The organism is Pseudomonas sp. GW822-FHT06D10 (assembly GCF_058799535.1).
Map to the genome: position 1 here is coordinate 279490 of NZ_JBXALN010000010.1, position 17519 is coordinate 297008.

14 protein-coding genes and 2 tRNA genes are annotated in these 17519 nt (G+C 62.6%); 7 read left to right on the forward strand and 9 right to left on the reverse strand.

Features of this window, described 5'->3' with window-relative positions:
• Positions 1 to 22: 22 nt before the first annotated feature.
• Positions 23 to 1594, forward strand: coding sequence for a sensor domain-containing diguanylate cyclase (locus AC1RL5_RS28585; RefSeq protein ID WP_093406178.1), 1572 nt, complete (start codon positions 23 to 25; stop codon positions 1592 to 1594).
• A gap of 3 nt (positions 1595 to 1597) precedes the next feature.
• On the opposite strand, the gene AC1RL5_RS28590 is transcribed toward AC1RL5_RS28585, so the two are convergent.
• Both AC1RL5_RS28590 and AC1RL5_RS28595 read right to left on the reverse strand, forming a co-directional pair.
• The gene (locus AC1RL5_RS28590) at positions 1598 to 2119 is read right to left on the reverse strand and encodes a GNAT family N-acetyltransferase (protein WP_093406173.1); all 522 of its coding nucleotides are present in this window, start codon (positions 2117 to 2119) and stop codon (positions 1598 to 1600) included.
• Between the two features lie 36 nt (positions 2120 to 2155).
• Positions 2156 to 2731 carry a GNAT family N-acetyltransferase gene (locus AC1RL5_RS28595; protein ID WP_093406169.1) on the reverse strand — a complete coding sequence of 192 codons (576 nt, stop codon included), beginning with the start codon at positions 2729 to 2731 and terminating at the stop codon, positions 2156 to 2158.
• Positions 2732 to 2933: 202 nt separating this feature from the next.
• On the opposite strand from AC1RL5_RS28595, the gene AC1RL5_RS28600 reads away from it, so the two are divergent.
• A complete protein-coding gene (locus tag AC1RL5_RS28600) occupies positions 2934 to 3758 on the forward strand; it encodes an arylamine N-acetyltransferase family protein (RefSeq protein WP_492589965.1) in 825 nt (274 codons plus the stop codon).
• Positions 3759 to 4176: 418 nt separating this feature from the next.
• Complete coding sequence (locus AC1RL5_RS28605; protein ID WP_011060358.1) at positions 4177 to 5718, forward strand: nucleobase:cation symporter-2 family protein; 1542 nt, start codon at positions 4177 to 4179, stop codon at positions 5716 to 5718.
• 62 nt (positions 5719 to 5780) lie between these two features.
• Here the strand turns inward: AC1RL5_RS28605 and AC1RL5_RS28610 are convergent, their stop codons facing one another.
• The 3 genes from AC1RL5_RS28610 to AC1RL5_RS28620 all read right to left on the reverse strand — a co-directional run bounded on the left by AC1RL5_RS28610 (position 5781) and on the right by AC1RL5_RS28620 (position 8218).
• Positions 5781 to 6368 carry an SH3 domain-containing protein gene (locus tag AC1RL5_RS28610; RefSeq protein ID WP_047285038.1) on the reverse strand — a complete coding sequence of 196 codons (588 nt, stop codon included), beginning with the start codon at positions 6366 to 6368 and terminating at the stop codon, positions 5781 to 5783.
• A 93-nt stretch (positions 6369 to 6461) separates the two neighbouring features.
• The gene (locus tag AC1RL5_RS28615; RefSeq protein WP_077934993.1) at positions 6462 to 7619 is read right to left on the reverse strand and encodes an MFS transporter; all 1158 of its coding nucleotides are present in this window, start codon (positions 7617 to 7619) and stop codon (positions 6462 to 6464) included.
• 523 nt (positions 7620 to 8142) lie between these two features.
• Positions 8143 to 8218: transfer RNA gene (locus AC1RL5_RS28620), tRNA-Asn, on the reverse strand.
• Between the two features lie 270 nt (positions 8219 to 8488).
• Between AC1RL5_RS28620 and AC1RL5_RS28625 the strand changes: the two genes are divergently transcribed.
• On the forward strand, positions 8489 to 8722 hold the full coding sequence (locus AC1RL5_RS28625; protein WP_011060361.1) for a hypothetical protein: 234 nt from the start codon (positions 8489 to 8491) through the stop codon (positions 8720 to 8722).
• A gap of 6 nt (positions 8723 to 8728) precedes the next feature.
• Here the strand turns inward: AC1RL5_RS28625 and AC1RL5_RS28630 are convergent, their stop codons facing one another.
• Complete coding sequence (locus AC1RL5_RS28630; protein ID WP_011060362.1) at positions 8729 to 8926, reverse strand: hypothetical protein; 198 nt, start codon at positions 8924 to 8926, stop codon at positions 8729 to 8731.
• 131 nt (positions 8927 to 9057) lie between these two features.
• Positions 9058 to 10254 carry an amino acid aminotransferase gene (locus tag AC1RL5_RS28635; protein ID WP_011060363.1) on the reverse strand — a complete coding sequence of 399 codons (1197 nt, stop codon included), beginning with the start codon at positions 10252 to 10254 and terminating at the stop codon, positions 9058 to 9060.
• Positions 10255 to 10591: 337 nt separating this feature from the next.
• Here AC1RL5_RS28635 and uvrB point away from each other — a divergent pair, with 337 nt between their 5' ends.
• Entirely contained in the window at positions 10592 to 12607 is a 2016-nt protein-coding gene (uvrB, locus tag AC1RL5_RS28640; protein ID WP_011060364.1) for an excinuclease ABC subunit UvrB, read from the forward strand.
• A 112-nt stretch (positions 12608 to 12719) separates the two neighbouring features.
• Here uvrB and AC1RL5_RS28645 read toward each other — a convergent pair whose 3' ends face one another.
• Both AC1RL5_RS28645 and AC1RL5_RS28650 read right to left on the reverse strand, forming a co-directional pair.
• Positions 12720 to 14270 (reverse strand): MDR family MFS transporter, encoded by a 1551-nt coding sequence (locus AC1RL5_RS28645; RefSeq protein WP_492589967.1) that lies wholly within the window; start codon positions 14268 to 14270, stop codon positions 12720 to 12722.
• Complete coding sequence (locus tag AC1RL5_RS28650) at positions 14260 to 15306, reverse strand: HlyD family secretion protein (RefSeq protein WP_072451540.1); 1047 nt, start codon at positions 15304 to 15306, stop codon at positions 14260 to 14262. The genes AC1RL5_RS28645 and AC1RL5_RS28650 overlap by 11 nt, the downstream gene beginning before the upstream one ends.
• Before the next feature lie 232 nt (positions 15307 to 15538).
• Here AC1RL5_RS28650 and gltX point away from each other — a divergent pair, with 232 nt between their 5' ends.
• Together gltX and AC1RL5_RS28660 are read left to right on the forward strand one after the other, a co-directional pair.
• Positions 15539 to 17020 carry a glutamate--tRNA ligase gene (gene gltX, locus AC1RL5_RS28655; RefSeq protein WP_492589969.1) on the forward strand — a complete coding sequence of 494 codons (1482 nt, stop codon included), beginning with the start codon at positions 15539 to 15541 and terminating at the stop codon, positions 17018 to 17020.
• Between the two features lie 279 nt (positions 17021 to 17299).
• Positions 17300 to 17375, forward strand: a tRNA-Ala gene (locus tag AC1RL5_RS28660).
• Positions 17376 to 17519 lie beyond the last annotated feature (144 nt).

Below are 17519 nucleotides of genomic sequence, written 5' to 3' on the forward strand. Positions count from 1 at the left end.
CACTCCCGTCAGGACGACCCTTTTGCCTGTTCCCATCTACGATCCTCATCATCCCCCTGGCGGAACCCTGAAGCGCTTGCCGCTGCTCAAGGCCGCGGTGGCCTTCATCGCAACCGTGTTTCTGTGCCTGTGCGGGCTGTTGTACCTGCAACTGGAACAGTCCTGGCGTCACGACCTGATGCAGGCGGAAGTCAATTCCACCAACCTGACCCGGGCCATCGCCCAGCAGGCCGAAGACACTTTCATGGAAGCCGACCTGGTGCTGATGAGCCTGTCCGAATGGATCCAGGCCCTGGGCGATGGCCCTGAACAGCAGCCCCGCTTGCAGGGCATATTCGCCCGGCGGGTGCAGGCCCTGACCCAGCTCAGCGGGGTATTTCTCTATGACCGGGACGGTCAGTGGGTGGTCAGTTCATTTGGTGATTCGCCCCATGGCAACGATGTGGCAGACCGCGACTACTTTCGTTTCCATCAGCAGAATGCTTCGTTGCTGGCTCACATCAGCCCGGCCATCCGCAGCCGGGCCAATGGCGAATGGATCATTCCCATCTCGCGGCGGCTCAACGATAGCCAGGGGAATTTCCAGGGGGTGCTGATGGCGGGCATCAAACTGGCGTATTTCGATCAGTTCTTCACCAGTTTCAACATCGACGAGCAGGGCGCCATGTTCCTTGCCCTGTCCGACGGTACGCTGATTGCGCGGCGGCCGTTCGAAGAGCGGCAGATCGGTGCTTCCCTGGCCCGCGGCGAGATCTTCAGCAAGTACTTGCCCGAGGCCACCACCGGCAACGCCATGATCACCTCGATTGTTGATGGGGTGACGCGCCTGTACGGCTATCGGCAGTTGCAGGCCTATCCCCTGGTGGTGGCCGCGGCCAACTCCAAGGACTCGGTGCTCAAGGGCTGGTATGCCTCGGCCTACCAGTCCACGGCCATCGTCGCCCTGGTGCTGCTGGGGGTCGGCCTGTTCGGCTGGGTCTTCGTGCAGCAGGTGCGCAACAACGAGCGGATCGAGGCAGATCTGCGCGAGGCCCAGGAGGCCCTGGAGGTGATCGCCACCCATGACAGCCTCACCGGCCTGGCCAACCGCCGCCTGTTCGAGCGCGCCCTGACCGTGGAGTTTGGTCGTGGTGCGCGGCAACGTAGCCCGTTGAGCCTGGTCATGGTCGATATCGACTATTTCAAGCGCTACAACGATACCTACGGGCATGTGGCGGGCGATCACTGCCTGACCGAGGTGGCCCAGGCGCTCAAGGGCTGCTGCCAGCGCAAGGCTGACCTGGCCGTGCGCTATGGTGGCGAAGAGTTTGCGGTGTTGCTGCCCGACACCGACATTCATGGCGCGCTGGCCATGGCCGAGCAGATTCGCCGCAGTGTCATGCAGCGCAACATCGCCCATTCCGGCTCACCGGTGGGCTGCGTGACGGTCAGCCTGGGCTGCTACTCCTTCGTGCCGACGGGCCGCGACAGCATCGAGATGTTTATCGAAAGGGCCGATGCGGCCCTGTATCAAGCCAAGGCCACGGGCCGCAATCGGGCCATGGCGCTGGCGGCGGACCATGTGGGGGAGCCGTTGCAGCGCTCCGATCGCTGACGGCTACCAGCGCTTGCAGAACACCTGGTTGGCGTAGGCGTTGCCGCCAAACTCGTAGGCGGTGCTACCGGCGCAGACGTAGCCCTGGGCCTGATAGAAGGCCTGCGCCCTGTGGTTCTGTGCCCACACGGCGAGCCACAGGCAGGGCCTGTCGCTGGCTTGCAGCCGTTCTTCCACCTGTTGCAGCAGCGCCTGGCCAACGCCTTGCCGATGGGCATGGCGCTGCACGTACAGGCGCACCAGCTCCATCCCATCGGCCAGGCCGGCAAGCGGCGGCCGGGTGTTGCCGGCGATTTCCGCGAAGCCCAGCAGGTGCCCGTTACGCTCGGCCAGCAACAGGCTTCTGTGGGGATCCTCAAGGCGCTGGCGGAACTGTTCCGGGGCGTAGACGCTCAGGGCTTCCTCGGCCAGGTCGCTGCGCATGCCGTCGGTGGCATAGGTGTCGAGAAAGACCTGGGTGGCCAGGCCGCTGATGCACAGTGCGTCCTCGTGCTGGGCTGGGCGTAGGGTGAAATCGACGGGCATGGCTACATCCTTGTGGGGGCTTGTAAGGGTGAGGCTTCAGGCTTGGCTGAGGCGTTGTTGCAGACGCTGGCGCACGGCGGGCCACTCGTCGTCGATGATGCTGAAGCGCACGGAATTGCGCTTGCGTCCGTCGGGCATGAGGCGCTCGTGCCGCACTATGCCTTCCTGTTGGGCGCCGAGGCGCAGGATCGCCGCGCGGGATGTGTGATTGATCTCGTCGGTCGTGAACTGCACCCGCACGCAGTTCATGTCGTCAAAGGCATGGCACAGCATCAGGTACTTGGCCTCGGTGTTGACGAAGCTGCGCTGCCAGCGGCTGGCGATCCAGGTGCTGCCGATCTCCAGCTTGCGGTTGTGCCGGTCGATCTTCCAGAAACGCGTGCAGCCGATGACTTCGCCCGTGCTCCTGAGCACGGTAGCGAACGGCAGTACGCTACCGGCATCACGGCCCTCGAGCGCCACGTCGAGGTAGCGTTCGACGGTGTCGGGGGAGGGTACTACGGTGAAAGGCAGGTTCCACAGCTCACCGTCCCGGGCGGCGTTGACCAGGGCGTCGGCATCACTGCGTTGCAACGGGCGCAGGATGATTCGCGGGCCTTCCAGTGAGTGCATGGCGCAGAGTTCTCCAGCGGGAGCGAGGGGGCACTTATTACAGAGTCGCCCTCGGCGCTTGGCAAGAGCCAATCCGGGGCCAATGCGATAAAAAATATCAGCCGAATTGATTGTCCGGGCTTGCCGCTTCTGGCTTATACATAACGCCGACCTGCCGGGGCCTGTCGCGACCCCGGGCGACCCTCATTTCAAGGATTTGTGCATGAGCCAGCCGCACCTGATGAACTTCGACCTGTACCTGCAGCAACTGGGCTACCCACAGGCGCCAGCGCCGACCCTGGAAACCCTGCGGGAGCTGCAATGGCGCCATGTCTGTCGTTTTGCCTTCGAAAGCCTTTCGACCCTGTTGCGGGTTCCGGTACCCATCGACCTGGCCTCGGTGGAGCGCAAGATTCTCCACGAGGGGCGCGGCGGCTACTGCTATGAACTCAACCAGGCCTTCCTGGTGCTGTTGCAGCACCTGGGTTTCGATGCCCGGGGCATCACCGGGCGGGTGGTGATGGGGGCGCCGGAAGATGCGCTGACCGCTCGCAGCCACCGTCTGGCGCTGGTGCACCTGGAGGGCCAGCGCTACATCGTCGATGTCGGCTTTGGCGGCATGGTGCCCACCGCGCCCTTGCTGCTGGATACCGAGCAAGAACAGGCAACGCCCCACGAGCCGTATCGCATCACCCTGCGCGAAGGCAGCTACACCTTGCGCGCCAAGGTCATGGATGAATGGCGGGCGATGTACGTTTTTGACCTGCAACTGCAGGGCGATGTGGATTACGAGATGGGTAACTGGTACGTCTCGACCCACCCGGACTCTCCTTTCCTCGGCCAATTGAAGGTGGCGCTGATGGGGCCGGGAATACGCCGCACCTTGAACAATGGCAGCTACGCCCTGCATCGGATGGGGCAGCCCAGCGAGCGGCGGCAGATCACCGATGCAGGGGAACTGATGAGCCTGTTGCAGGACGAGTTTGCCCTGCACCTGCCGGCCCACCCCGAACTGCTGCGGGTTCTCGAGCAGTTGCTAGAGGCCTGATTTCACGGGTTCTCCAACAGTGAGGCGGTGTCCGCGGTTCCGGTCGGTTGTCGACACGGCCGTCCAGTTGCAGTTGCCGCGTTTGCCGTCGCCGGCCCGGCCAACGGATCGCACCCTACGAGCAGCAGATAAGCCGATCCGGCAACGGGATCGGCTTTTTTATCCTGTTTTTTCAACCAGTAGAGCAGCCCTCAAACCTTCGGTTGAAGAGCGGCGGATCGGCCCTGGGTTGGTTTCAACGAGGGCTCTGGGCCGCCTTTACAGGCCGGCACGGAGTCAATATCCGAGTGCCTTGCGCGCAATGGCCCGGGTTGATGGGTGGGGAAATTCAGAATGGAAAACTGTATACAATCCTATGGACAGTTGTCTTGGATGTTGCATACAGTGTGCCCATAACAAAAACAGGGAACCCCACACCATGAATACCCCCCAGGTTTCACAACAGCGGCCCGAAGACGAAAATTTGGGTGTTGGCGCCAACATGGCTTATGGCCTGCAACACGTGCTGACCATGTATGGCGGCATCGTTGCCGTGCCACTGATCGTCGGCCAGGCGGCTGGCCTGTCGCCTTCGGAGATCGGCTTGCTGATCGCCGCTTCGCTGTTCGCAGGAGGGCTGGCAACCTTGTTGCAGACCCTTGGCGTGCCGTTTTTCGGCTGCAAGCTGCCGTTGGTGCAAGGGGTGTCCTTCGCGGGCGTGTCGACCATGGTGGCGATTGTTACCAGCGGCGGCGAGGGCGGTTTCCAGTCGATTCTCGGTGCGGTGATCGTCGCCTCGCTGATCGGCCTGCTGATCACGCCGGTGTTCTCGCGGATCACCAAATTCTTTCCACCGCTGGTCACTGGCATCGTCATCACCACCATCGGCCTGACGCTGATGCCGGTGGCGGCGCGCTGGGCCATGGGTGGCAACAGCCGGGCCCCGGACTTCGGCAGCATGTCGAACATCGGCCTGGCGGCGGTGACCCTGGTGCTGGTGCTGCTGTTGAGCAAGATCGGCAGCGCGGCGATTTCCCGTCTGTCGATTCTCCTGGCCATGATCATCGGCACGGTGATCGCACTGTTCCTGGGCATGGCGGACTTCTCCGGGGTCACCCAAGGGCCGATGTTCGGCCTGCCCACACCATTCCACTTCGGCATGCCGACCTTTCATGTCGCGGCGATCCTGTCGATGTGCATCGTGGTCATGGTGACGCTGGTGGAAACCTCGGCGGACATCCTCGCCGTGGGTGAAATCATCCACACCAAGGTCGACTCCAAGCGCCTGGGCAACGGCCTGCGTGCCGACATGCTGTCGAGCATGATTGCGCCGATCTTCGGTTCCTTCACCCAGAGTGCCTTCGCCCAGAACGTCGGGCTGGTGGCGGTCACCGGCATCAAGAGCCGCTTCGTGGTGGCCACCGGCGGGCTGTTCCTGGTGATCCTCGGCCTGCTGCCGTTCATGGGGCGGGTGATTGCCGCGGTGCCGACTTCAGTGCTGGGCGGCGCCGGTATCGTGCTGTTCGGCACCGTGGCGGCCAGTGGCATCCGGACCCTGTCCCGGGTCGACTACCGCAACAACATGAACCTGATCATCGTTGCCACCTCCATCGGCTTCGGCATGATCCCGATTGCCGCGCCGAGCTTCTATGATCATTTCCCCAGCTGGTTCGCCACCATCTTCCACTCGGGCATCAGCTCCTCGGCGATCATGGCGATCCTCTTGAACCTGGCGTTCAACCACTTCACCGCGGGCAACTCCGACCAGCAGTCGGTGTTCGTCGCCGGCACCGAGCGCAGCCTGCGCTTCCAGGACGTTGCCGTACTGCGTGAGGGGGACTACTTCAGCGGCGGCAAGCTGCACGATGCCGAGGGCAATGAAGTGCCTCTGGTAGGAGAGGAGCCGGGCCACTCACCGAACCAGGCCGGCGATGGTTCGCAGCCGAGCCATGCGCGCGGCAGTGTCGAGGCCACTCACTGAAGTCGAGTACTGCGGCCATGAAAAAACCGGCGCCCTCAGGGCGCCGGTTTTTTTGCTGTCGGTTATTCCAGGTTGTCCAGCGGCTTCAGGGCCTGCAGGGCGTCGGGGTTGTCCTGGTACTGCTGGCGCAAGCTGGCGAGCTGCTGATCATGGCCTGTGCAGACTTCATTCACGGCTTTCTCCAGGAAGACCCGGCGTTCCTCGTCGTAGGCCTCCTCGCCGGCAAAGTGCTCGCAGGCTTCGTGGCGCTGGATGAATGCAGCCACCTCATCGGGAAGCTCGGCGCCGCTTGCGCCATAGTGCTTGCCCAGCAACAGGCGTTTTTCCTCGACCCAGCCGGTGTAGTCCTCGCCGTCCTTGGCGATGTACATGACCTGGGCCCAGCCGTCTTCGCTGGAGGCGTACACCGTCAGGCCATCACCGGGAATCACGTAGAGCTTCTTGTTCAGGCAGGTGGCATTCGGCCCGCTGTGAAAGTGCAGTCGCCCCTGGCCTATCACCTTGGCTTCCAGGGGCGGGCGATATTCGCCGGCTTCCAGGGAGACGTTGTCGCTGAGGGTGGCGCAGTCCACCGGGGCTTCGGCCAGGGCTGGCAGGGGCAACAGGGAAAGCAGGCCGTACAGGGGCAGGAGGCGCAGGAGTCGGTCCATCGCGAGGGGATCCATGAGGTGGGAGTGCGGATCGCGCGATGGTAATGACAAAGATGCGGCCTGTGAATGATCACGGGCCGCATCCGCGGTATTTCAGTCGGCAGCCTTGCTGAGTTGCCCCTGGCGTACCAGGGACAGGGCGAAGACCACCACCACTGCGGCGGCCGCCGCCAGGGTCAGGGGCAGCCCATAGCTGCCGCCGCTCATGGCCGCGCCGCTGAGCAAGGGGCCCAGCAGGCTGCCGATGCCCCAGAGCAGCCCGGCGCTGGCGTTGGCAGTCACCAGGTCGGCGCCGCTGAAGGACTGGCCGATCAGCACGATAGCCAGGGTATAGATGCCTCCGGCCACGGCGCCGAGGATGACCAGGCTCGGCCAGAGCAGGGTGGACGTTTGCATCAGCAGTGGCAGGGCAAGGCCGATCAGCAGGGCAATGATGCCGCAGCCCAGGTAGATCCCGGGGCGCCCGAGCTTGTCCGAAAGCCAGCCGAGGGGGAACTGGAACGCGGTGTCGCCCAACAGAATGATGGTCACCATCAAGGCCGCGAGCTTGATGCTGTAGCCATGGGTGGCGGCGTACACCGGAAACAGCGACAGCACCACGCTGTCGAAAAACGCGAAGAACAGGATGCCCACGCACAGCGCCGGCGCGATGCGGATAAAGCCCAGTACCGAAAAGGTGCGACTTTCGGCATGTAGCGGCTGCTGGTCTTCCAGGGGCAGGATCAGCCAGACCACTGCGATCGCCACCGCATAACCAACGCTGACGATGCCCAGCACGGCGGGCCCCTCGGTGCCCAAGAGCGATACCAGGCCCGGGCCCAGGAGCTGGAAGAAGGTGAAGCAGGTGGTGTAGACCGCTACCAGGCGTCCGCGGGTGGCGTCTTCGGCCATTTCATTGACCCAGGTTTCCCCGAGAATGATGATCAGCCCCGCCCCCAGGCCCATGGCGACCCGCGCCAGGCCCAGACTGTAGAGGCTGGCCCCGGGTAGTTCCAGGGCGGCCACGCTCAAGGCGCACAGGCTGAAACACAGCAGGTAGATCTGGCGCCGGGTCAGGCGTTGGCTCAGGGCATTGACCAGGAAGGCCGAGAGCATCATGCCTGCGGCGGGCAGCGCCGACATGATGCCGATCTGGTTGTTCGAGGCGCCGGCCTGATACAGGCGCAGGGCAAGGATCGGCACCGTGGAGCCGATGCTCAGGCCGACAATGGAGATGCCCAGGATCAGGGCGGCTAACAAGGCTTTGTTCATGATCAAGACCTGCGCCTGAAGCGTCAGGCGCCAAAAAAGACAGTTATTGCGGGCGCTGCAGGACATCGCAGGCCGACGTGCGGGCGATTGCCGGGCAGATGCCCTGGTGGAAGCAGAGGGGCTAGCGGGGTGGCGCCGGGTTCAATCGCGATCAGCGTGGGCCCGGGTGGGGGGAGAAGGTGAAGGCAAACAATACGCTGCGGCGTCGACGGTTGATCGCACAGTCAAGTTGGGCAACAGCCAGGGTTGCCGAAGGGCTCATCGAGGGGGAAGGGCACGGTGACTGTGCGGGCAGGAACATCGCGGGGTCTGACTGCTTGGATAAAGAGGCGCACAGCCTACGTCAGGCCTTTGCGGCAATGCAACCGGGTTGGCGAAGGAGGATTTCAGGCATGCATTAAGCGTCTATCCGCATGTCGGGATGACAGGCGGATCAATTATTTGCAAGGGGATACTGCTTGAGCTGATTTGCCGCAGGAGCAGGGCGCTCTCATGAGGATCAAGGCAAATCAGTGTAGGAAGATGGCTCCACGACCTGGACTCGAACCAGGGACCCAGTGATTAACAGTCACTTGCTCTACCAACTGAGCTATCGCGGAATGCGCCGTATCTTACTGATTCAGAAAGGGAAGTCAACAAGTCGAGGAAATTTTTTTCAGGGCGACGATGATCTGAATGAAAGGCTGGCAGGACTTTGCGGGATTTATCGGTCTTCAGGTCTCTGACGCATCCGATAGGGGCTACCATGGCGCCCCGGAAGTGGTTTCACGCGCTGCCGGCCTTCAGCCGCATAGGTACGCCTTTATGATCCGCTTCGATTTATCCCAGCATCCTTCTGTCTGTTTCGCGCTGTGCTGCGAGGTGCTGTCATGAGCATCGAGCAGATCAGCCTGCCCAAAGGGGTCGGCCCCCAGGCCGGCAAGTTGCTGGACGCCATCACCCAGGCCGGATCGGCGATGGATTTGAACCGTGCCGGCGGCAAGGCCGAAGGTTTTGTCCTGGGGCTGGAGAGTGCCAAGGCCATCAAGAGCCAGGTGGCCGAGGCGCTGTACGTGGCATTCGACGATGCCGCCAGCCAGCGCCTGGCTCAATTGCAGGGGTAGGGCGGTTCAGCCGCCGAAGGTCAGGGTGCCGAGCATCAGCTTGGCCATCAGCGAGGTGGCGGCCAGTTGCACCAGCCACAGGGCCAGCCCGCCAAGAAATACGCCCAGGGCAATTTGCAGCACCAGGCTCTTTTCGCGTTTCTGCGAGCGGGGCAGGTAATGCTCCAGTTCGTCGCGGTCGGCCCGCAGGTCATCGTTTTTCATCGGGATCTCGCTCAGCAAGGGGGCATAGGCTCACAGTCTAGAGGCTGTGGGGGCGGGCTGGGCAACGACGTGTCGCCAACGAAAAAGGGGAAGCCTGCCGGCTTCCCCTTTTTCGTTACCGCTGTCGTGAATCAGATCACTTGCAGGATGGCCTGGGTCACGACATGGATGTTGTTCTGGTTCAGCGCGGCGACGCAGATGCGGCCGGTGTCCAGGGCGTAGATGCCGAATTCGTTGCGCAGGCGGGTCACTTGCTCAACGGTCAGGCCGGAGTAGGAGAACATGCCGCGCTGGCGACCGACGAAGCTGAAGTCGTGCTCAGGGGCGCCTTTGGCCAGCAAGTCGACCATCTGGGTGCGCATGCCGCGAATTCGCAGGCGCATTTGCGCCAGTTCCTGCTCCCACTGGGCGCGCAGTTCCGGGCTGTTCAGCACGGCGGCGACGATGGTTGCACCGTGGGTCGGCGGGTTGGAGTAGTTGGTGCGGATCACGCGCTTGACCTGGGACAGCACGCGGGCGCTTTCTTCCTTGGAGCTGCTGACGATGGACAGGGCGCCAACGCGCTCGCCGTACAGCGAGAATGACTTGGAGAACGAGCTGGATACGAAGAAGGTCAGGCCCGACTCGGCGAACAGGCGCACCGCCGCGGCGTCTTCGTCGATGCCGTCGCCAAAGCCCTGGTAGGCCATGTCGAGGAAGGGCACGAGGTTTTTCGCCTTGACCACCTCCAGGACGTCTTTCCAGTCCTGTGGGCTCAGGTCGACACCGGTCGGGTTGTGGCAGCAGGCGTGCAGTACCACGATCGACTGGGCCGGCAGGGCGTTCAGGTCTTCCAGCAGACCAGCACGGTTTACGTCGTGGGTGGCAGCGTCGTAGTAGCGGTAGTTCTGCACCGGGAAGCCGGCGGTCTCAAACAGGGCGCGGTGGTTTTCCCAGCTCGGGTCGCTGATGGCGACCACGGCGTTGGGCAGCAACTGCTTGAGGAAGTCGGCACCGATCTTCAGGGCGCCAGTGCCGCCAACGGCCTGGGTGGTGACCACGCGGCCAGCGGCCAGCAGTGGCGAGTCGTTGCCGAACAGCAGCTTCTGTACCGCCTGGTCGTAGGCGGCAATGCCGTCGATCGGCAGGTAGCCACGGGAAGCATGTTGGGCGGCGCGAATCGTCTCGGCTTCGACAACGGCGCGCAGGAGCGGAATGCGTCCCTCCTCGTTGCAGTACACGCCCACCCCGAGGTTGACCTTATCGGTGCGGGTATCGGTGTTGAATGCTTCGTTGAGGCCCAGGATAGGATCGCGTGGTGCCATTTCGACAGCGGAGAACAGGCTCATTTTTACGGCGGCTCTGAATGGAGTGTGGAGGGACGTGTCGCGCTCCAGCCGAATGCACTAGAGCGGTGCACAAACGGGGAGCTAGTATAGAGGCCATCATCGCGTGGGGCGACAGGCTATTGACCTTTTGCGCCAAGTTTTTCGCTTTATTTTTCGACCGTTAGTCTTATTGCAATAACCAGGGTGTCAGCGGGTGTAGGACCTGTGCCTTGAAAGCTGTGGTAATCGGCTCCACATCAAGGATATTCCGGTTTTTTTCCTCGGCGACATGGGTCGTACGCGGTCTTTCCTGTTCCTGTACGGTATTGCCGCGCACGAATGATCCCAGAGGTACGTTATGTCTGAATTCCAGCTAGTCACCCGCTTCCAGCCCGCCGGCGACCAGCCGGAAGCCATCCGCCTGATGGTCGAAGGCATCGAGGCCGGGCTGGCCCACCAGACCCTGCTCGGTGTGACCGGTTCGGGCAAGACCTTCAGCATCGCCAACGTGATCGCCCAGGTGCAGCGCCCGACCCTGGTGCTGGCGCCGAACAAGACCCTGGCGGCGCAGCTGTATGGTGAGTTCAAGGCCTTCTTCCCGAACAACGCGGTGGAGTACTTCGTTTCCTACTACGACTACTACCAGCCCGAAGCCTATGTGCCGTCCTCCGACACCTTTATCGAGAAGGACGCCTCGATCAACGACCATATCGAGCAGATGCGCCTGTCCGCGACCAAGGCGCTGCTGGAGCGCAAGGACGCCATCATCGTCACCACGGTGTCGTGCATCTATGGCCTGGGCAGCCCGGAAACCTACCTGAAGATGGTCCTGCACGTGGATCGCGGGGACAAACTCGATCAGCGCGCCCTGCTGCGCCGCCTGGCGGACTTGCAGTACACCCGCAACGACATGGATTTCGCCCGCGCCACCTTCCGCGTGCGTGGCGATGTGATCGACATCTATCCGGCGGAGTCGGACCTGGAAGCGATCCGCATCGAGCTGTTCGATGACGAAGTGGAAAGCATCAGCGCCTTCGACCCCTTGACCGGTGAAGTGATCCGCAAACTGCCGCGCTTCACCTTCTACCCCAAGAGCCACTACGTGACCCCGCGGGAAACCCTGCTGGACGCCATCGAAGGGATCAAGGTGGAGTTGCAGGAGCGCCTGGAATACCTGCGCTCCAACAACAAGCTGGTGGAAGCCCAGCGCCTGGAGCAGCGCACCCGTTTCGACCTGGAGATGATCCTCGAACTGGGCTACTGCAACGGCATCGAGAACTACTCGCGCTACCTCTCGGGGCGTCCCGCTGGCGCGGCGCCACCTACCTTGTACGACTACCTGCCGGCGGATGCCTTGCTGGTGATCGACGAATCCCACGTCAGCGTGCCCCAGGTCGGCGCCATGTATAAGGGCGACCGCTCGCGCAAGGAAACCCTGGTTGAGTACGGCTTCCGCCTGCCATCGGCTCTGGATAACCGGCCAATGCGTTTTGACGAGTGGGAAGGGGTGAGCCCGCAGACCATCTTCGTTTCCGCCACTCCGGGCAACTATGAGGCCGAGCACGCCGGCCGCGTGGTGGAGCAGGTGGTGCGCCCCACCGGGCTGGTGGACCCGCAAGTGGAAGTGCGCCCGGCCCTGACCCAGGTGGACGACCTGCTGTCGGAAATCACCAAGCGCGTGGCCGTGGAAGAGCGGGTACTGGTGACCACCCTGACCAAGCGCATGGCCGAGGACCTTACCGATTACCTGGCCGACCATGGCGTGCGTGTGCGCTACCTGCACTCGGACATCGACACCGTGGAGCGGGTGGAGATCATCCGCGACCTGCGCCTGGGCACTTTCGATGTGCTGGTGGGGATCAACCTGCTGCGTGAGGGCCTGGACATGCCGGAAGTGTCCCTGGTGGCGATCCTCGATGCCGACAAGGAAGGCTTCCTGCGTTCCGAGCGTTCGCTGATCCAGACCATCGGCCGGGCCGCGCGTAACCTCAATGGCCGGGCGATTCTCTATGCCGACCGCATCACCGGCTCCATGGAGCGTGCGATTGGCGAGACCGAGCGCCGTCGTGACAAGCAGATCGCCTTCAACCTGGCCAATGGCATCACCCCCAAGGGTGTGGTCAAGGACGTTGCCGACATCATGGAAGGCGCCACCGTGCCCGGTTCGCGCAGCAAGAAGCGCAAGGGCATGGCCAAGGCCGCGGAGGAAAACGCCCGCTACGAAAACGAACTGCGCTCGCCCAGCGAGATCACCAAGCGCATTCGCCAGCTCGAAGAGAAGATGTACCAACTGGCCCGCGACCTGGAGTTCGAAGCCGCGGCGCAGATGCGCGACGAAATCACCAAGCTGCGCGAGCGCTTGCTCACCGTCTAACGACGCTCGATCCCTCGTAGGAGCCGGCTTGCCGGCGAAGAGGCCCTCAAATCCTGTGCAAGGGTTGGGAGTCTATTCGCTGGCAAGCCAGCTCCTACAGGCAATTCGTGGGTCAGTGGGCTTCGCCGGCCTTGAGGCCCTTGGGCAGGGCCTTGGTCAGCAGGATCGCCAGCATGCTGATGCCCAGGGCAATGCCGACGAAATGGAAGGCGTCGTTGTAGGCCATGATCTGTGCCTGCTGGTGGGTGATTTCGCTGAGCTTGCCCAGGGCTGCGGTCTCGCTGCCGAACTTCTCGGTGAGGGTTGCCAGGCGTTCCGCCACCTGGGGATTGCTGGGCACAACGGCTTCGCGCAGGTAGTCGAAATAGGTCTTGGTCCGGGCATCCAGCAAGGTCGCCAGCAGGGCAATGCCGATGGCGCCACCGAGGTTGCGCAGGATGTTGAACAGGCTGGAGGCCGATCCCGCGTCCTGGGGCTGTATATAAGCCGTGGCGATCAGCGAGATGGTGACCATGATCAGCGGCTGGCCCAGGGCGCGAATGATCTGGATCTGGTTGAACTGCGGCCCGGCAAAGTCCGGGTTGAGCACCCCCGACGAAAAACTCGCCAGGCCGAACAGGCCAAAGCCCAGGGTGCACAGCCATTTCGGTGAAATGAACTGCATCAGCTTGGGCACCAGGGGAATCAGGAACAACTGCGGCCCCCCCATCCACATGATCACTTCGCCGATCTGCAGCGCGTTGTAGTTCTGGATCTGCGCCAGGTACAGCGGCAGCAGGTAGATCGAACCGTACAGGCCAACGCCCATGCCCAGGCTGGAGATACTCGACAGGCCGAAGTTGCGATTGCGCAGGATGCCCAGGTTGATCAGCGAGTTGGGCCTGGAGACCTGGACGATGACGAAGGTGACCAGGCTGATCAGGGCGATGCTGCCCAGGGTGACGATCAGGCTCGATTCCAGCCAGTCCTTGCGGTGGCCTTCCTCAAGAAATACCTGCAGGCAACCCAGGCCCAGGCCGAGGGTGAGAATGCCGGCGTAGTCGGTGCTTTTCAGCAGTTCCCAGTGAGCTTCCTTCTTTTCCAGGCCATACAGCAGGCCCGCGATCATCAGCAGGCCCGGCGGCACGTTGATATAGAAGATGTACTCCCAACCCCAGTTTTCCGTGAGCCAGCCGCCCAGGGTCGGGCCGATGGAGGGGGCGAAAGTGGCGGTCATGGCGAACATGGCCATGCCCTTGGCCCGGTGATGCTCGGGGAGCTTGATCAGGGTCAGGGTGAACGCCAGGGGGATCAGGGCGCCACCGGTAAAGCCCTGCAAGGCGCGGAACACGATCATGCTTTCCAGGCTCCAGGCCATGGAGCAGAGCAGGGAGGCAATAAGAAAGCCCACCGAGACCCAGACCGCCAGGCGCCGGGCCGAGAGCAGCTGCACCAGCCAGGCGGTGAGGGGGATCATGATGATCTCCGCCACCAGGTAGGAAGTGGAGATCCACGAGCCTTCCTCCAGGGTAGCGGACAGCGCGCCCTGGATGTCCTTGAGCGAGGAGTTGGTGATCTGGATGTCGAGCACCGCCATGAAGGCGCCGAGCATGGCACTCATCACCGCGATCCAGTCGCGCCGGGTGGGTTCGCCCACCGGACGCAGCAGTTGATCACCGGCCATCGACGGGGTCTTTGACGTTGACCTTTACGGTTACCGACATGCCGGGGCGGATCTTGCCCCGCAGGGGATTGTCGACAGGGAAGGTCAGTTTCACCGGAATGCGCTGTACCACCTTGGTGAAGTTGCCGGTGGCATTGTCTGGCGGCAGCAGGCTGAATTGCGCGCCGGAGGCGGCGAACAGGCTGTCGACCCGGGCCTGGATCGGTGTATCGCCGTAGGCGTCGAAGGTCAGCTCGGCCTTTTGCCCGGGCTGCATGTGGCCAATCTGGGTTTCCTTGAAGTTGGCCTGGATCCAGATGTCCTGGTCCGGAACGATCGACAGCAGATAGGCGCCGGCCTGCACCACCTGGCCATTGCGTGCGGCGCGCTGGCCGATGAGGCCGCTGATGGGGGCGTGGATCTCGCTACGGGTCAGGTTCAGTCGTGCTTGCGCCAGGTCGGCCCGGGCATTGGCGATCTGTGCATCGAGGCGCTTGATCTCGGCGTTCAGGGCATTGACTTGCTGGCGCTGGCCCTGCAAGTCGGCTTCGGCCTTGGCCACCTGGGAGCGGGCGATATGGTTGTCGGCGGAAAGGGTAGTGACCCGTTCCTCGGAGACGTAACCGGGCTTGCGCAGGGTCTGGGCCCGAGACAGGTCGATCTGCGAGCGGCCCAGGCTGGCCTGGCTCGACGCCACCTGGGCCTGGCCCGCGGCAATCAGGCTGGCTTGCTGGGTCAGCTTGCTCTGGGCCTGCAGGCGTTCGGCCTCGCGGGTATCCAGGGCGGCCTGGGCGCGGTCCACCGCCAGTTGGAAGTCCTGCCCTTCCAGGCGTACCAGCAACTGGCCCTGTTCCACATGCTGGTTGTCCTGCACCAGCACTTCTTCGATTCGCGCGCTCAGTTGGCTGGAGACCCGGGTGATCTCGCCCTGCACGTAGGCGTTGTCCGTGGTCTCGTAAAAGCGCCCGTGGAACCACCAGTGGGCAAGAAAACCCAGGGCAATCAACAGGACCAGGGACAGAAAGACAAACAGGCGACGCTTGAGTTGGGCTGGCATGGGCTGGCTGTATTCAATAAAAGTGTAAGGAGATCTATCAGCGGGCGAATCTGGCATATAGCCACTGGGCGGTAAATGCCATGGGCTGATTATTGGCCCTTCAACAGGCTGGCAGCGGCCTGGAGTCGCAACCTTGGCTTAAATGCCCTCCTCACTGGAGCGGGGCTGCCGTCGCCTGTTACCATTCGCCCCCTGTTTTATTCCTCGTTTTTCTTTCCTTTCGAGACATGCCATGACCACCGTCCGCACGCGCATCGCGCCATCGCCTACCGGGGATCCCCACGTAGGTACCGCCTACATCGCTTTGTTCAACTATTGCTTTGCCAAGCAGCATGGCGGTGAGTTCATCCTGCGTATCGAAGACACCGATCAGTTGCGTTCGACCCGGGAGTCCGAGCAGCAGATTTTCGACGCCTTGCGCTGGTTGGGCATCAACTGGAGCGAAGGCCCGGACGTTGGCGGCCCTCACGGCCCGTATCGCCAGAGCGAGCGTGGCGACATCTACCAGAAGTACGCTCAGCAACTGGTGGACCTGGGCCACGCCTTCCCGTGCTTCTGCACCGCCGAAGAACTGGACCAGATGCGTGCCGAACAGATGGCCCGCGGCGAAACCCCGCGCTATGACGGCCGGGCCCTGCTGCTGTCCAAGGAAGAAGTGGCCCGGCGCCTGGCGGCCGGCGAGCCTCACGTGATCCGCATGAAAGTGCCTACCGAAGGCGTCTGCGTGGTGCCGGACATGCTGCGCGGCGATGTCGAGATCCCGTGGGATCGCATGGACATGCAAGTGTTGATGAAGACCGACGGCCTGCCGACCTACTTCCTGGCCAACGTGGTCGACGACCACCTGATGGGCATCACCCACGTGCTGCGCGGTGAAGAATGGCTGCCGTCGGCGCCCAAGCTGATCCTGCTCTACGAGTACTTCGGCTGGGAGCAGCCGCAGCTGTGCTACATGCCGTTGCTGCGCAACCCGGACAAGAGCAAGCTGTCCAAGCGCAAGAACCCCACCTCGGTAACCTTCTACGAGCGCATGGGCTTCATGCCGGAAGCCATGCTCAACTACCTGGGCCGCATGGGCTGGTCGATGCCGGACGAGCGCGAGAAGTTCTCGCTGCAGGAAATGGTCGACAATTTCGACTTGTCGCGGGTGTCCCTGGGGGGGCCGATCTTCGATATCGAGAAGCTGTCCTGGCTCAACGGCCAGTGGCTGCGTGACCTGCCGGTGCAGGAGTTCGCCAGCCGGGTGCAGACCTGGGCGCTGAACTCCGATTACATGATGAAGATCGCGCCGCACGTACAGGGCCGGGTCGAAACCTTCAGCCAGATCGCACCGCTGGCCGGCTTCTTCTTCGCCGGTGGCGTGAACCCGGATGCCAAGCTGTTCGAGTCCAAGAAGCTGTCCGGCGATCAGGTGCGTCAGCTGATGCAATTGATCCTGTGGAAGCTCGAAAGCCTGCGTCAGTGGGAGAAAGACAGCATCACCGCGACCATTCAGGCGGTGGTTGAGTCTCTGGAGCTGAAACTGCGCGATGCCATGCCGCTGATGTTTGCCGCCATTACTGGCCAGGCCAGTTCGGTGTCGGTGCTCGATGCCATGGAAATCCTCGGTCCGGACCTGACCCGTTTCCGTCTGCGCCAGGCCATCGATCTGCTGGGTGGTGTGTCGAAGAAAGAAAGCAAGGAATGGGAAAAACTCCTCGGCGCCATCGCCTGAGGCGTTTTTGCCGAAGGGCAGCCGACAGGGGCGGGGAGCTTTTCGACTACGCTTGAAACTCAAGCGCCAGGCGGGTTGATTGCGGCCTCTGGTAGTTCTTTGAGGCTTGCGGCGAGTGTTTTGTGCGACTCGCCGCAGGCGCAGAGGGCCGCAAAACCCCGGGTTTTCCGGGCGGGGCGGTAAGTGATTGTTATCCCGGCAAATTTTTTTTCAAAAAACGGAAAAAAAATTGACAGCCTTCCGATCGCCCCTTAAGATTCGCCCCGTCCTCAGCGATGAGGGGCTATAGCTCAGCTGGGAGAGCGCTTGCATGGCATGCAAGAGGTCGACGGTTCGATCCCGTCTAGCTCCACCAAATTTGCAGTTCAAGGCCTGGCCACACCGGCCTTGAATCGATCGGTACTCAGCACCGGTCAGTTGTAAGAAGGGTTTGCGTCCCCTTCGTCTAGTGGCCTAGGACACCGCCCTTTCACGGCGGTAACAGGGGTTCGAGTCCCCT